Origin of the sequence: Enterobacter cloacae complex sp. 2022EL-00788, from assembly GCF_026627565.1 — a bacterium.
In the GTDB taxonomy this organism is placed as follows: domain Bacteria; phylum Pseudomonadota; class Gammaproteobacteria; order Enterobacterales; family Enterobacteriaceae; genus Enterobacter; species Enterobacter pasteurii.
On the sequence record NZ_JAPNMC010000006.1, the window covers coordinates 42607 to 55813 of the forward strand.

General features: G+C 57.4%; 13 protein-coding genes. 9 read left to right on the forward strand and 4 right to left on the reverse strand.

The features are described 5' to 3' along the window. The first annotated feature begins 149 nt into the window (after positions 1-149). The gene (tag, locus tag OWK27_RS10865) at positions 150-731 is read left to right on the forward strand and encodes a DNA-3-methyladenine glycosylase I (RefSeq protein WP_193355336.1); all 582 of its coding nucleotides are present in this window, start codon (positions 150-152) and stop codon (positions 729-731) included. Further along, entirely contained in the window at positions 709-1155 is a 447-nt protein-coding gene (locus OWK27_RS10870; RefSeq protein WP_176608992.1) for an N-acetyltransferase, read from the forward strand. The genes tag and OWK27_RS10870 overlap by 23 nt, the downstream gene beginning before the upstream one ends. Here the strand turns inward: OWK27_RS10870 and OWK27_RS10875 are convergent. Beyond that, positions 1118-3445: a molybdopterin guanine dinucleotide-containing S/N-oxide reductase gene (locus tag OWK27_RS10875; protein ID WP_267590377.1), complete on the reverse strand. Its 2328-nt coding sequence runs from the start codon at positions 3443-3445 to the stop codon at positions 1118-1120. The genes OWK27_RS10870 and OWK27_RS10875 overlap by 38 nt on opposite strands. Before the next feature lie 164 nt (positions 3446-3609). Between OWK27_RS10875 and OWK27_RS10880 the strand changes: the two genes are divergently transcribed. From OWK27_RS10880 to ghrB, 6 genes are all read left to right on the forward strand, one after another. Beyond that, on the forward strand, positions 3610-4272 hold the full coding sequence (locus OWK27_RS10880; RefSeq protein WP_148421564.1) for an OmpA family lipoprotein: 663 nt from the start codon (positions 3610-3612) through the stop codon (positions 4270-4272). A 163-nt stretch (positions 4273-4435) separates the two neighbouring features. After that, a complete protein-coding gene (locus OWK27_RS10885) occupies positions 4436-5452 on the forward strand; it encodes a LacI family DNA-binding transcriptional regulator (protein ID WP_267590378.1) in 1017 nt (338 codons plus the stop codon). A gap of 102 nt (positions 5453-5554) precedes the next feature. Further along, positions 5555-6304 carry a sugar phosphate isomerase/epimerase family protein gene (locus tag OWK27_RS10890; RefSeq protein WP_176608995.1) on the forward strand — a complete coding sequence of 250 codons (750 nt, stop codon included), beginning with the start codon at positions 5555-5557 and terminating at the stop codon, positions 6302-6304. Positions 6305-6307: 3 nt separating this feature from the next. After that, on the forward strand, positions 6308-7246 hold the full coding sequence (locus tag OWK27_RS10895) for a sugar kinase (RefSeq protein WP_176608996.1): 939 nt from the start codon (positions 6308-6310) through the stop codon (positions 7244-7246). 114 nt (positions 7247-7360) lie between these two features. Then, positions 7361-8641: an MFS transporter gene (locus OWK27_RS10900; protein ID WP_267590379.1), complete on the forward strand. Its 1281-nt coding sequence runs from the start codon at positions 7361-7363 to the stop codon at positions 8639-8641. A 27-nt stretch (positions 8642-8668) separates the two neighbouring features. Beyond that, positions 8669-9643, forward strand: a complete 975-nt coding sequence (gene ghrB / locus OWK27_RS10905; protein WP_267590380.1) for a glyoxylate/hydroxypyruvate reductase GhrB — start codon at positions 8669-8671, stop codon at positions 9641-9643. 58 nt (positions 9644-9701) lie between these two features. Here ghrB and cspE read toward each other — a convergent pair whose 3' ends face one another. Beyond that, entirely contained in the window at positions 9702-9914 is a 213-nt protein-coding gene (gene cspE, locus OWK27_RS10910; RefSeq protein WP_003860775.1) for a transcription antiterminator/RNA stability regulator CspE, read from the reverse strand. Positions 9915-10159: 245 nt separating this feature from the next. Further along, positions 10160-10870 (reverse strand): DUF3053 domain-containing protein, encoded by a 711-nt coding sequence (locus tag OWK27_RS10915; protein ID WP_148421576.1) that lies wholly within the window; start codon positions 10868-10870, stop codon positions 10160-10162. A 331-nt stretch (positions 10871-11201) separates the two neighbouring features. On the opposite strand from OWK27_RS10915, the gene OWK27_RS10920 reads away from it, so the two are divergent. Further along, entirely contained in the window at positions 11202-11489 is a 288-nt protein-coding gene (locus OWK27_RS10920; RefSeq protein ID WP_148421578.1) for an HTH-type transcriptional regulator, read from the forward strand. 38 nt (positions 11490-11527) lie between these two features. Here the strand turns inward: OWK27_RS10920 and OWK27_RS10925 are convergent, their stop codons facing one another. Then, positions 11528-13147 carry an ABC-F family ATP-binding cassette domain-containing protein gene (locus tag OWK27_RS10925; protein WP_267590381.1) on the reverse strand — a complete coding sequence of 540 codons (1620 nt, stop codon included), beginning with the start codon at positions 13145-13147 and terminating at the stop codon, positions 11528-11530. Between the last annotated feature and the right edge of the window lie 60 nt (positions 13148-13207).

Consider the following 13207-nt stretch of genomic DNA (forward strand, 5'->3'; position numbering starts at 1 on the left):
CAGAAAGAGCCGAGTTCGGCGATATATGTCATTGTTCGAAGAGGTATTAGGGCATATAGCCCTGTATTAACTATTGTCTCTTTAGCAGGCACGTCAAGCCGGGCAGATTGAAATTTTTGCGTTTACCGTATCAGGAAGGGAGAGAGCCTATGCAACGTTGCGGCTGGGTAAGCCAGGATCAGCTTTATATCGATTATCACGACAGGGAATGGGGCGTACCGGAGACCGACGGTAAAAAACTGTTTGAGATGATCTGCCTTGAAGGCCAGCAGGCTGGGCTGTCGTGGATAACCGTGTTGAAAAAGCGGGAGAACTACCGCAACGCCTTTCACCGGTTCGATCCGGTTGCCGTTGCGGCAATGGGCGACGAAGACGTGGAAAGGCTGGTTCTGGATGCCGGCATCATCCGCCATCGCGGTAAAATTCAGGCGATTATCGGTAACGCGCGGGCTTACCTGGCGATGGAGCAAAACGGCGAACCTTTTTCGGCCTTCGTCTGGTCGTTTGTGGATAACGAGCCGAAGGTAACCCAGGCCGCCACGCTTGCAGAGATCCCAACCTCGACACCCGCCTCAGATGCCCTGTCAAAAGCGCTAAAAAAACGCGGCTTTAAATTTGTGGGCACCACCATCTGCTACTCCTTTATGCAGGCCTGCGGGTTAGTCAATGACCACATCACGGGCTGCTTCTGCCACCCGGAGGGAGAACATGATCCGCAAATGGGAAAGTGAGAATACCGCCCGGCTTTTAAGCCTGTGGCTTGAGAGCACAACCGAGGCACACCCGTTTATCGATGCAGGCTACTGGAAAGCGAATGAAGCGATGGTGCGCGATGAATACCTTCCCGTTGCCGAAACCTGGGTATGGGAGGAGAACGGCGCCCTGCGTGGCTTTATCAGCGTGATGCAGTCCCAGTTCGTTGGCGCCCTGTTTGTCGCCCCGGCATTTATCGGAAAGGGTATCGGGCATGCGCTGCTGAACCACGTTCAGCAGCACTACCCGTATTTAACCCTGGAGGTGTATCAGAAAAACGTGCGGGCGGTGAATTTCTATCATGCTCAGGGTTTTCGCATTGAAGACAGCGCCTGGCAGGATGATACTCAGCACCCGACGTGGATCATGAGCTGGCAGGCGGATCGAACGCCGTCAGCGTAAGCTCTGGCCCCTGATATTTCTCGACCCATGCCAGCGCCGTATTGCCCGCGCAGCCGTTCCCCAGCTTCGAGCTGGGGAGATCTTTGGTCAGCACGTTTACGGCCCCGTTCTTACAAATGCCGCCCTCGTCCAGCGCCAGATCGGGCCATGCGCCCTGATGAATGCAGAACACGCCAGGGCGGATCCCGTCGCTCACCACGGCACCCGCCAGCACCTGCCCGCGCGCGTTCCAGACGCGAACGAGATCGCCGCTGTGAATCCCCCGCGCTTTTGCGTCATCGCTATTCAGCACGATAGGCTCACGCCCGGCCACCGCATACTGCTCGCGCAGCGACGAGTAGTTGAGCTGGCTGTGCAGACGATGCGCCGGATGGGCTGAGAGCAGCTGGAGCTGCTCCGGCTGCGCATTGCCATGCCATTCGTCCGGCTCCAGCCACGCTGGGTGCGGCGGGCAGTCCGCATAGCCAAAGCTGGCGATGCGCTCGCTGTGGATCACAATCTTCCCGCTTTCCGTTTTTAACGGGTGATTCTCCGGGTCGCGACGGAAATCCGCAAAACGTATAAACCGCGCGTTCTGCTCGCTTTCCGGCATTTCGATAAGCTGATTCGCCTCCCAGAATTCAGCAAACGGCGGCAGCGTCACGCCCTGCGCGGCACCGCGCTGGCCGGCAATCTGATAAAACGTTTCCAGCCATTGCAGATCCGTTTTACCTTCGGTGAAACGCTCGCGGCCGCCCGCTTCCCACATTTCACTCAGGTCGGCAAAGACGTCAAAATCATCACGCGCTTCATCCCGTGGAGCGACGACGCGCTTCATCGGCACCATGTGCTGGTTGCTGTAATCCCCGGTCATGGTGAGATCGTTACGCTCGAATGAGGTCGTGGCCGGCAGCACGATGTCGGCATGCTTCGCTGATGCGGTCCAGAAGCACTCCGAAATCACCACCAGCTCCGGCTTCTGCCAGGCGCGGATCAGGCGGTTAGTATCCTGATGATGGGTGAAGTTGGCCCCGCCCGCCCACCAGACAAATTTGATGTCCGGGAAATGGCGGTCCTGACCGTTATGCTGATAAAACCCGCCCGGGTTCTCCAGGGCCTCAACGATGCGCGCCACGGGGATTTTATCTACGGCGTCCACGCCGCCCTGCACCGAGCCCTGCATAGAAGCCAGCACCGCCGCTTTACGCGTCGGGTTGCCGCCGTTCGCAAAGTGATAGGAAAGACCAAAACCGCCGCCCGGCGTGCCAATCTGTCCGAGCATGGCGGCAAGCGTCACCAGCATCCAGTGCTTCTGCTCGCCAAACTGCTGGCGCTGCATTCCCCAGCCGGACATCAACATCGTTGCATTATTATGGAATAAGGCCGCCAGTTCGCGGATTTTAACCGCCTTTACGCCGCAAATCCCCGCGGCCCACTCTGCCGTTTTGGCGACACCGTCGGATTTGCCCGTCAGATAGTCGGCAAATTTATCGAAACCCGTGGTGCAGCGCGCGAGAAATGCCGTATCGTGCCAGCCGTTCTCAACCAGCGTATGGGCGATACCCAGCATCATTGCCACGTCGGTACCCATATGCGGCGCGATCCACTCGGCGCTGTCCCCGAAGAAATCCATGGTTTCAGAGCGCATCGGGTCGATACAGATGATGCGCTTGCCGCTTTTACGCAGCGCATCGAAATACCCGATGCCCTGTTCGTCGGACGCATTCCAGGCAATTTTCAGGGTGTTGAGCGGGTTTGCGCTCCACAGCACCACCACCCCGGTATGCTCCAGCACCAGCGGCCAGCTGGTCTGCTGCTGGTATACCTCATTGCCTCCTACGACATACGGCATGATCGCCTGCGCCGCCCCGGTGGAGTAATCACCCAGATGGCCGGTATAGCCCCCGGCCAGGCTCATGTAGCGCTGCAGCAGGGTGGCGGCCTTATGCAGCACGCCGTTAGAGCGCCAGCCATACGATCCGGCAAAAATGGACGACGGGCCGTAGCTGTCGCGGATGCGTTTATGCTGCGAGTGGATCAGCGCCAGCGCGTCGTCCCAGCTTACGCGAACGAATTCATCCTGCCCGCGAATGCCCTGCGGTTTATCCGGCGAGGCCAGAAAGCCCTTACGCACCATCGGCCAGCGCACGCGGGTTTTGCTGTGAACCTGGTCGCGAACAACGGTCTGTAACGAGTTGAGGTGGCGTGAAGGCAAAGCCCCGCGGGACGACAGCACAGTATCGCCATCAGTTTCGACCAGCATTGGCCCCCAGTGGGCGGCGGTCAGAATGGTTTTGATTGAGGTGCTCAAAGCGTGCGCTCCTGGTTGCGTGCAGGTGTTCCGGCCTTTCGATGAGGCAGTTTAAGGTTTGTGACAAATTTCAGAGTTATGCACTGAATTTTCTCCGTATCCGGACGTCATAATCCACTGCCACGTTCGTCGTGGCAAAGAATAAAAAGGATTAAGGAAATAAGATGAAAAAACGCGTACTCGTTATTGCCGCTCTGGTGAGCGGTGCACTGGCTGTTTCTGGCTGCACAACCAACCCTTACTCCGGCGAACGCGAAGCGGGTAAATCCGGCATCGGCGCAGGTATTGGCTCGCTGGTCGGCGCAGGCGTGGGTGCCCTCTCCTCCTCCAAGAAAGATCGCGGCAAAGGCGCGCTGATTGGCGCAGCAGCAGGCGCAGCGCTGGGCGGCGGCGTGGGTTATTACATGGATGTGCAGGAAGCGAAGCTGCGTGACAAAATGAAAGGTACGGGCGTGAGCGTCACGCGCAGCGGCGACAACATCATCCTGAACATGCCAAATAACGTGACCTTCGACAGCAGCAGCGCAACGCTGAAGCCCGCAGGGGCGAATACCCTGACCGGCGTGGCCATGGTGCTGAAAGAGTACAACAAGACGGCGGTAAACGTAATTGGCTATACCGACAGCACCGGCGGCCAGGAGCTGAACATGCGTCTGTCGCAGCAGCGTGCCGATTCCGTGGCCAGCTCGCTGATTACCCAGGGGGTTGAAGCGAACCGCATCCGCACCAGCGGTATGGGTCCGGCTAACCCGATTGCCAGCAACAGCACGGCGGAAGGCAAAGCGCAGAACCGTCGCGTTGAGATCACCCTAAGCCCGATTCAGTAGGTGGAAGCAAAACGGCAACGTTCGTTGCCGTTTTTAGCGTTTGCGCCCTCTCCCACGGGAGAGGATTGGGGTAAGGGCATCAGGCAACACCTTTCATAATGAACCACTTGCCATCGATAATTTTCCCGCTAAGGTATTCTCACTCATTTCAGGGAAATCAGCGATGCGCAAACCAGCCCGGGCCACCATCAGCGACGTGGCGAAAGCCGCCAGAACCGGTAAAACCAGCATCTCGCGCTACCTCAACGGCGAGAAACACCTGCTTTCCGATGCCTTGCTGGCGCGTATTGAACAGGCCATTGCCGAACTCGACTACCGTCCCAGCCTTATGGCGCGCGGCCTCAAGCGCGGTCGAACCCGTCTGATAGGCCTTATTATCGCCGACATCACCAACCCCTACTCCGTTAACGTCCTCAGCGGCATCGAAGCGGCGTGCCGTGAAAAAGGCTTTACCCCGCTGGTCTGTAATACCAATAACGAGGTTGATCAGGAGCTGCACTACCTCGATCTGCTCCGCAGCTATCAGGTAGAAGGGATCGTGGTGAATGCCGTCGGGATGCGTGAAGAAGGGTTAAATCGCCTGCAACAGTCGTCCCTGCCAATGGTGCTTATCGACCGTAAAATCCCGGAGTTTGCCTGCGATGTGGTCGGGCTGGATAACACCCAGGCCGCCACCACCGCCACCGAGCACCTTATCGAGCAGGGTTTCGAAGCGATTCTGTTCCTGAGCGAACCGCTGGGTATGGTAAACACCCGCCGCGACCGTCTGGCGGCGTTTCGCGCCACGCTGGCGCGTTATCCCGGCGTAATCGCCGAAAATGCCGAAATCCCCCTGCACGAATCTGGCCAGATGGATAATGCCCTGCGCCAGTTCCACACCCGCCATCGGGGCATGCGTAAAGCGGTGATCTCCGCTAACGGCGCGCTCACGCTTCAGGTGGCGCGCTCGCTCAAGCGTATTGGCCTGCACTGGGGCAGCGACATCGGCTTACTCGGCTTCGATGAGCTGGAGTGGGCAGAAATAGCAGGCGTGGGGATTACCACACTCAAGCAACCTACCTGGCAGATCGGCTATGCCGCTGTTGAACAAGTGGTTCGTCGAATTGAAGGCACCAGCGACGCCGTCCGCGAGCAGGTTTTTTCCGGCGAGCTGATCGTTCGCGGCTCTACCGCCCGTTAAACTCCCCTTCGTGACAGCGATCATAAATCCGGCATCCTGAACTTTTCTTTGGAACCGGTTCCATCTAGCGTAATACTATCGATTACGCGATGGAGTCAGGAAATGAGCAGGAAAATAATGGTGGTCACCGCCGCGTATGGCGCCGACCGTGTGCGTCAGGCGGGCGGACAGCGGGCGATGCTGCCCGTAATTGCTGCCGCAGGGGCGGATGGCGTCGAGATCCGCCGCGAGCTGTTTTGCAGCGACGAACTGCTGGCGCTGCCTGCGCTTGGCGAGTCCATTGAACTGCTGGGTTTGCTGGCGTGCTACTCGGCACCGGCGCCCCTGTTTATGCCAGACGGAACCCTCACCCCGGATCTCCCGCGCTATCTTGCCGAAGCCAGCACGCTGAACGCGCTGTGGCTTAAGGTCTCACTGGGTCATTTCAGCAACAAACAGCCGCTTCACTCCCTGCGCGCGCTGCTGGATGAAAGCGGCATGACGCTGGTGGTAGAGAACGATCAGACGGACTGCGGCCAGCTCGCCCCGATGCAGCGCTTCAAGGCCGCCTGTCGGGTGATGTCGCTGCCGGTTACGCTGACGTTCGATATGGGCAACTGGCTGTGGGTCGGCGACTCTCCGGAAGAGGCCGCGCGCCAGCTGGCTCCGGCCGTCAGCTATATTCACGTCAAAGCCGCCGTCCCCCACAAGGAGCAGTTCCGCGCCGTTGCCCCGGACCAGAGCGACTCAGGCTGGCGGGATCTGCTTAATCAACTGCCTGCCGACGCCCCGCGCGGTATCGAGTTTCCGCTCGAAGGGACGGACTTGACCGCCGTTACCCGTCATTACGTCAACCTGCTGCGCGAGGAGTAAACCATGCACAAGACGCTGGATGTGATCACTATCGGCGAGGCCATGGCAATGTTCGTTGCCACCGAAACGGGCGAGCTGAGCGCGGTTGAACGCTTTATTAAACGCGTGGCAGGCGCAGAGCTGAACGTTGCAACCGGGCTGGCGCGCCTTGGGCTGAACGTCGGATGGGTGAGCCGCGTGGGGGATGACAGCTTTGGCCATTTCGTTCTCGACTCGCTGAAAAAAGAGGGGATTGATGCCGAAGGCGTCACGCTCGACGGGCGCTTCCCGACCGGCTTTCAGCTTAAGTCTAAAGTCGAAAATGGAACCGATCCCATCGTGGAATACTTCCGCAAAGGGTCGGCGGCAAGCCATCTCTCGGTGGAAGATTATCACGCCGACTATTTTGCATGTGCACGCCATCTGCACCTGAGCGGTGTGGCAGCCGCATTGTCGGCCAGCTCGTATGAGCTGCTCGATCGTGCCGCGACCACCATGAAGGCTCTGGGTAAGACGATCTCGTTCGATCCTAACCTGCGTCCGGTGCTGTGGAAAAGCGAGGCGGATATGGTCGAGAAGCTGAATCGTCTGGCATTCCAGGCGGACTGGGTTCTGCCGGGTATAAAAGAGGGAATGATCCTCACGGGCGAAGGTACGCCGGAAGGCATTGCTGATTTTTATCTCAACAGAGGGGTGAAGGCCGTGGTGCTGAAAACCGGTGCCGACGGCGCATGGTTTAAAACCGCCGACGGTGAGCAAGGCGCGGTCGCCGCGGTAAAAGTCGACAACGTGGTCGATACCGTGGGCGCTGGCGATGGATTTGCCGTCGGGGTCATCAGTGCCCTGCTGGAAGGCAAACCGCTGCCGCAGGCCGTGGCGCGTGGCAACAAAATTGGTTCGCTGGCGATTCAGGTGCAGGGCGACAGTGAAGGCCTGCCAACCCGCGCGCAGCTTAACGACTAAATCCCCTCACCCCGGCCCTCTCCCCAAAGGGGAGAGGGTGCAAGTCATCACCTTTACCCTTTGGGGAGAGGGTTAGGGTGAGGGGTTAACAACCTCAACAACAGAGGCAAGCCTATGAACAGTTCGACCAATGCAGTAAAACGCTGGTGGTACATCATGCCAATCGTGTTTATCACGTACAGCCTGGCGTACCTGGATCGTGCCAACTTCAGTTTTGCATCCGCCGCCGGGATCAACGAAGACCTCGGGATCACCAAAGGGGTATCCTCCCTGCTGGGGGCTCTCTTCTTCCTGGGCTATTTCTTCTTCCAGATCCCCGGCGCGATTTACGCCGAGCGCCGCAGCGTGCGAAAGCTTATCTTCATCTGCCTGATCCTGTGGGGCGCCTGTGCATCCCTCACTGGGGTGGTGAATAATATTCCTGCTCTGGCCGCCATTCGCTTCATTCTCGGCGTGGTTGAGGCGGCAGTTATGCCGGCGATGCTGATTTACATCAGCAACTGGTTCACGAAATCCGAGCGTTCACGCGCCAATACGTTCCTGATACTCGGCAATCCGGTCACCGTACTGTGGATGTCGGTGGTTTCCGGCTACCTCATCCAGTCCTACGGCTGGCGTGAGATGTTTATCATCGAAGGGGTTCCCGCGATCCTCTGGGCCTTCTGCTGGTGGGTGCTGGTAAAAGATAAGCCTGCCCAGGCAAAGTGGCTTTCGGAGGATGAGAAAGCCGCACTGCAGGCGCAGCTGGATAAAGAGCAGCAGGGGCTGAAAGCGGTGCGTAACTATGGCGAAGCCTTCCGCTCCCGTAACGTCATCCTGCTGTGCGCGCAGTATTTTACCTGGAGCATTGGCGTGTACGGCTTTGTGCTGTGGCTGCCGTCGATTATCCGCAGCGGCGGTGAGAACCTGGGCATGGTGGAAGTTGGCTGGCTGTCATCGGTGCCTTACCTGGCCGCAACCATCGCGATGATCGTCGTTTCCTGGGCGTCGGACAGGCTGCAAAACCGTAAGCTGTTCGTCTGGCCACTGCTGCTGATCGCTGCCTTTGCCTTTATTTGCTCCTGGGCCGTGGGTGCGAACCACTTCTGGGCCTCCTATACGCTGCTGGTGATCGCGGGTGCTGCCATGTACGCCCCGTATGGCCCGTTCTTTGCCATCATCCCGGAAATGCTGCCGCGTAACGTCGCGGGCGGCGCGATGGCGCTGATCAACAGCATGGGTGCGTTGGGCTCGTTCTTTGGCTCGTGGTTTGTCGGCTATCTCAACGGCGCAACCGGCAGCCCTTCAGCCTCTTACATCTTTATGGGGGTGGCGCTTTTTGCCTCGGTATGGCTTACTCTGATCGTTAAGCCTGCTAATAATCAACAGCTACCCGTCGGCGCACGCCACGCCTGAATCCTTTTAAAATCAACGGAGATTAGCATGAAGCCGTCCGTCATTTTGTACAAAGCACTGCCCGAAGATCTGCAAAAACGCCTGGAAGAACATTTTACCGTTACCCGGGTGAAGAACCTCAGCCCGGAAACCGTGGCGCAGCACGCCGACGCGTTTGCCAGCGCCGAGGGCCTGCTGGGTTCAAGCGAAAAGGTGGATGCAGCGCTGCTGGAGAAAATGCCGAAGCTTCGTGCAACCTCAACCGTTTCCGTGGGTTACGACAACTTCGACGTGGATGCGCTTAACGCGCGTAACATCCTGCTGATGCATACGCCACATGCCCTGACGGAAACCGTCGCCGACACGCTGATGGCGCTGGTGCTCAGCACCGCCCGTCGCGTGGTGGAAGTGGCTGAGCGCGTAAAGGCAGGCGAATGGACGAAAAGCATCGGCTCCGACTGGTTCGGCGTGGACGTTCATGGCAAAACCCTGGGGATTGTCGGGATGGGGCGTATCGGTATGGCGCTGGCCCGGCGCGCCCATTTCGGCTTCAACATGCCGATTCTCTATAATGCACGCCGTCATCACGGCGAAGCTGAGGAGCGCTTCAACGCCCGCTACTGCGAGCTTGATGCGCTGCTACAGGAAGCCGACTTTGTCTGCCTGATCCTGCCGCTGACGGATGAAACGCGTCATCTCTTTGGCAAAGCGGCGTTTGAAAAGATGAAGAGATCGGCCATTTTCATCAACGCGGGTCGCGGCCCGGTGGTGGATGAGAAGGCGCTGATTGAGGCACTGCAAAACGGTGAGATCCACGCCGCCGGCCTGGACGTGTTTGAACAGGAGCCGCTGCCGGTGGATTCTCCGCTGCTGACCATGCCAAACGTCGTCGCCCTGCCCCACATTGGCTCTGCGACTCACGAAACGCGCTACAGCATGGCGGCGACCGCAGTAGACAACCTGATTGCTGCGCTTAGCGGAAAAGTGGATAAAAACTGCGTTAATCCGCAGGTACGGCAGTAGAAACGAAAAAACCCGCCAGAAGGCGGGTTTTTGAATTTTGTGCTACTGGGTTGGAAGCTTACAGGCTTACAACGTTACCAGCTGCTGGGCCTTTAGCACCGCTTTCGATGGTGAAGGAAACTTTCTGACCTTCATCCAGAGATTTGTAGCCATCGTTCTGGATAGCAGAGAAGTGTACGAACACGTCTTTAGAGCCATCGTCAGGAGTGATGAAGCCGAAACCTTTATCAGCGTTGAACCATTTTACCAGACCAGTCATTTTAGCAGACATAGAAATTACCTTATTAACGAATATATTGTGCCTTCCGGCTTTGATGGATTGCGTTACAGATTTTTAAGCGATGAAGGAAGGGTCACTACGAAGGGTATCTATGGATAACAATCTGGACTGCTTTACTAAACTGCTTTAGGTCTGTGTAACAAACCGACGAACATAGTTATACCGATGTGGTAGACGAATGACAAGCGTTATTTTCATTGCGCATAAAAAAACCCCGCCAGAAGCGGGGATTTTTATTATTCCGTAGCAGCGACCGCTGCGCTCCATGCCTGGCTAAAGGCCTGGTGCTGGGACGCCAGCGGCCCGATCAGCGTATTGTACTGGCTCGCCTGCTGGGAGGTCGGGAACTGGATACCATTAGAGACGAAGCTCACCTGCGTACCCTGTTCACTGATAAAGTCACCCACTTGCACCAGCTGCTGAGTAAAGACCTGAGCGGCCGGGATCAGCGGCTGCAAGGCGTTTGACGGTTTGGTCACCACTTTCTCATACACCTGGTCGTAGACCGGTTTCAGATCTTCGCCCTGCTTCAGCGCGGAACGCGATGCATCAGCCTGCATTTTGGCATTTTGCAGCTGCTGGCTCAGCACCCCAAGCGCGCCGTTGGACTGGCGCAGCGGTTCACGCTGGGTCATATAATCCTGCGGAACGCGGATGGCATTTACGCTGTCCACGACCGGGCGGATCCCGGAATCCATCGCCTGGCTTACCTGCTGCGAATAGCCATACAGAATGGCGTAATCAGAGACGAATGGACCAAACTGTTTTTTCTGATCCGCAGTCAGCGTTGGTAAACGCTCGCCGCTACGCATCACTGTATTCTGGAGAAAATCGATAAACGCTTTGCGCTGATCGCCTTCCTTATCAAAACACCCGCTCAGGCTAACCACCATTAATAACGCCGCTACAGGCGCAAACCAGCGAGAGCAGGACTTTCCTGTCGCCATTTTATTACTCCTTTCACCCAAAAAAGCGCACACCGGCACACGCGTGCCTAACGCTGACAAGAATAGTCCAGGACAGCCTTGCAAGATAGACTTTTCATACAAAACGGGTATTCCCGTTTTATGGCTTACTATTTACAAAAAAATACCTGACCCGCCCGATATATGACTAATCAGGTAATTAGCATAAATATCCATATAGCTGAAACGCGTAAAGCGATGGTGATCGCACAATTAATTACAGCCGTGACGATCCTGTGTCTGGTTTAGGGACTATTCTTAACAGGCTCTCTGATGTTCATGATCCCGATGTGTGATTTATGAGGAGTTCTCAATGGAATTAAAAGATCCTGAGTTTGAGCTGCTGAGCAGCCTGGAACAGATTATTTTTAAAGATGTACCGCCGACGTATGCCCTGCAAACAAAGCCCAATCCTTTCAGTGAATTTGAGCGTTTACGCAAAGGATCGGGCCTGAAAACAGATGAATTCGCAAGAGCGATGGGTGTCAGCGTAGCGATGGTAATGGAGTGGGAGTCAAAACGCGAAAAACCTACTCCGGCCGAGTTAAAGCTGATGCGCCTGATTCAGGCGAACCCTGACCTTCGCAAGCAGTTAGCCTGATAACGTTTTTTTGCCCCCGCCCTTGCGGGGGCTTGTGTTTACAGACTTTCGCATCGCCATCCTAACTCTTCCCACACCAGCTCATGCGTCAGCTTCAGCCCTTTCAGAAAGGCTTCATCGTGCGATACCACCAGCAGCGCGCCGGGAAAATCGGCCAGGGCCGCTTCAATGGCCTGAACGGAGGCCAGATCGAGATGATTGGTCGGCTCATCCAGAAGCAACAGCTGCGCTGAAGCTTCACGCCACAACGCGCAGGCCAGCGCGGCCTTCAGGCGCTCGCCGCCGCTCAGTTCACCCAGAGGAAGCGTTACTTTTTCCGCGCCCAGCTGAAGCTGCGCCAGCCGGGTACGCAGCGTGCCCTCCTCGAGCGGCGTATTGCCCAGGTTGAGGTGTGTCATCACCGACTGCGACAGATCCAGCCGGGAAAGTTGCTGATCGAGACAGGCGCGCGTGACGGAGACGTTACAGGTACCGGAAACGGGGGCAGTTTCGCCCAGCATCACTTTTAACAGCGTAGATTTCCCACAGCCGTTAGGCCCGCGAAGCGCCACGCGCATGGGGCCGTCCATTCGCCAGTTTATCGGCGGGAGAGACACATGCGGAAGCACCAGATCCTGCAGCACCAGCACCTGCTTCCCTTGCGCAATTTGACTGCCCGGCAGGGTAAACATCACCGCGTTATCCGCTTCTACCCGCTCGCGTGCCTGGTTAACCGCAGCGTTAAGCGCATCATTTTGATCGCTATGCTGTTTTTTCCAGGAACCGATGCGCTCTTTCGCCGCCGCTTTGTACTTGACCCGTTCAAACGAGGCAATGTTGAGGCTATCGACCTTGCGAAGCGTTTTTGCTGAACGCCGCTGGCTGTCATCATGCTCTTTATGCATACGGGCGCGGGTACGTTTACGCTCGGTGGCGGCATGTTCCAGCGCAGCGCGGGCGGCCTGCTGCTCAGCGTCGCGCTGGCTTTTATAGTCAGCATAATTTCCGCCGTAGCTACGCAAGCCAAAAGCGCTCAGTTCAAGGATGCGCGTTACCTGCGCCAGTAACTCACGGTCGTGAGAGGCCACCAGCACGCCGCCCTGATACCGGGAAAGCTGCTCGTAGAACCATTCCCGGCCCTGCCCGTCGAGGTGGTTGGTCGGTTCATCCAGCAGCAGGTAATCCGCATCTTCGGTGAATGCGCCACACAGCAAGGCACGAATACGCTCGCCGCCGCTCAGCGCTGCTGCGGGTTTATTTGGATCGAACGGGGGAAGGTTTGCAGCGATGAAAGCATGGCTCAGACGTTCAGCCAGATCCCAGCATCCCTCGAGCGTGTCGAGATCCTCGGGTTCATAAGCACCGCTGTCGACGCGTTTACGGGCGGCGAAGATCGCCTCATGGCCAAGCAGCCCGGCAAGCGTGGCGTGAGGGGAAATATCCTGCTGCTGGGCCACGTAGGCGTGCGAGCCAAAGCGCTCAACGTGCCCGCTGGCGGGTTCGTCTATGCCAGCCAGCAGGCGCAGCAGGCGCGTTTTTCCACTGCCGTTGCGGCCAACCAGCGCGCAAACCGACGAATCCAGAGAAAGATTCAGTGGACCGAAAAGGATATCGCCCGTCGCAAACTGACAGGTGACCTGATGCAAAATAAAAGAGGGGGACTGCGCAAAATGAGCCATAAGCACTCCTGAATGAAATCAAAACATCCCCTGCCGACGCGGTGCGTTTAGCAAGGATCG

What these genes read in the sequence shown, in the direction of transcription:
- OWK27_RS10925 (WP_267590381.1), bottom strand. Translation starts at nt 13,147, where the DNA reads ATGGCTCATTTTGCGCAGTCCCCCTCTTTTATTTTGCATCAGGTCACC.
- OWK27_RS10920 (WP_148421578.1), top strand. Translation starts at nt 11,202, where the DNA reads ATGGAATTAAAAGATCCTGAGTTTGAGCTGCTGAGCAGCCTGGAACAG.
- OWK27_RS10885 (WP_267590378.1), top strand. Translation starts at nt 4,436, where the DNA reads ATGCGCAAACCAGCCCGGGCCACCATCAGCGACGTGGCGAAAGCCGCC.
- OWK27_RS10900 (WP_267590379.1), top strand. Translation starts at nt 7,361, where the DNA reads ATGAACAGTTCGACCAATGCAGTAAAACGCTGGTGGTACATCATGCCA.
- OWK27_RS10915 (WP_148421576.1), bottom strand. Translation starts at nt 10,870, where the DNA reads ATGGCGACAGGAAAGTCCTGCTCTCGCTGGTTTGCGCCTGTAGCGGCG.
- OWK27_RS10870 (WP_176608992.1), top strand. Translation starts at nt 709, where the DNA reads ATGATCCGCAAATGGGAAAGTGAGAATACCGCCCGGCTTTTAAGCCTG.
- OWK27_RS10890 (WP_176608995.1), top strand. Translation starts at nt 5,555, where the DNA reads ATGAGCAGGAAAATAATGGTGGTCACCGCCGCGTATGGCGCCGACCGT.
- OWK27_RS10895 (WP_176608996.1), top strand. Translation starts at nt 6,308, where the DNA reads ATGCACAAGACGCTGGATGTGATCACTATCGGCGAGGCCATGGCAATG.
- ghrB (WP_267590380.1), top strand. Translation starts at nt 8,669, where the DNA reads ATGAAGCCGTCCGTCATTTTGTACAAAGCACTGCCCGAAGATCTGCAA.
- tag (WP_193355336.1), top strand. Translation starts at nt 150, where the DNA reads ATGCAACGTTGCGGCTGGGTAAGCCAGGATCAGCTTTATATCGATTAT.
- OWK27_RS10880 (WP_148421564.1), top strand. Translation starts at nt 3,610, where the DNA reads ATGAAAAAACGCGTACTCGTTATTGCCGCTCTGGTGAGCGGTGCACTG.
- cspE (WP_003860775.1), bottom strand. Translation starts at nt 9,914, where the DNA reads ATGTCTGCTAAAATGACTGGTCTGGTAAAATGGTTCAACGCTGATAAA.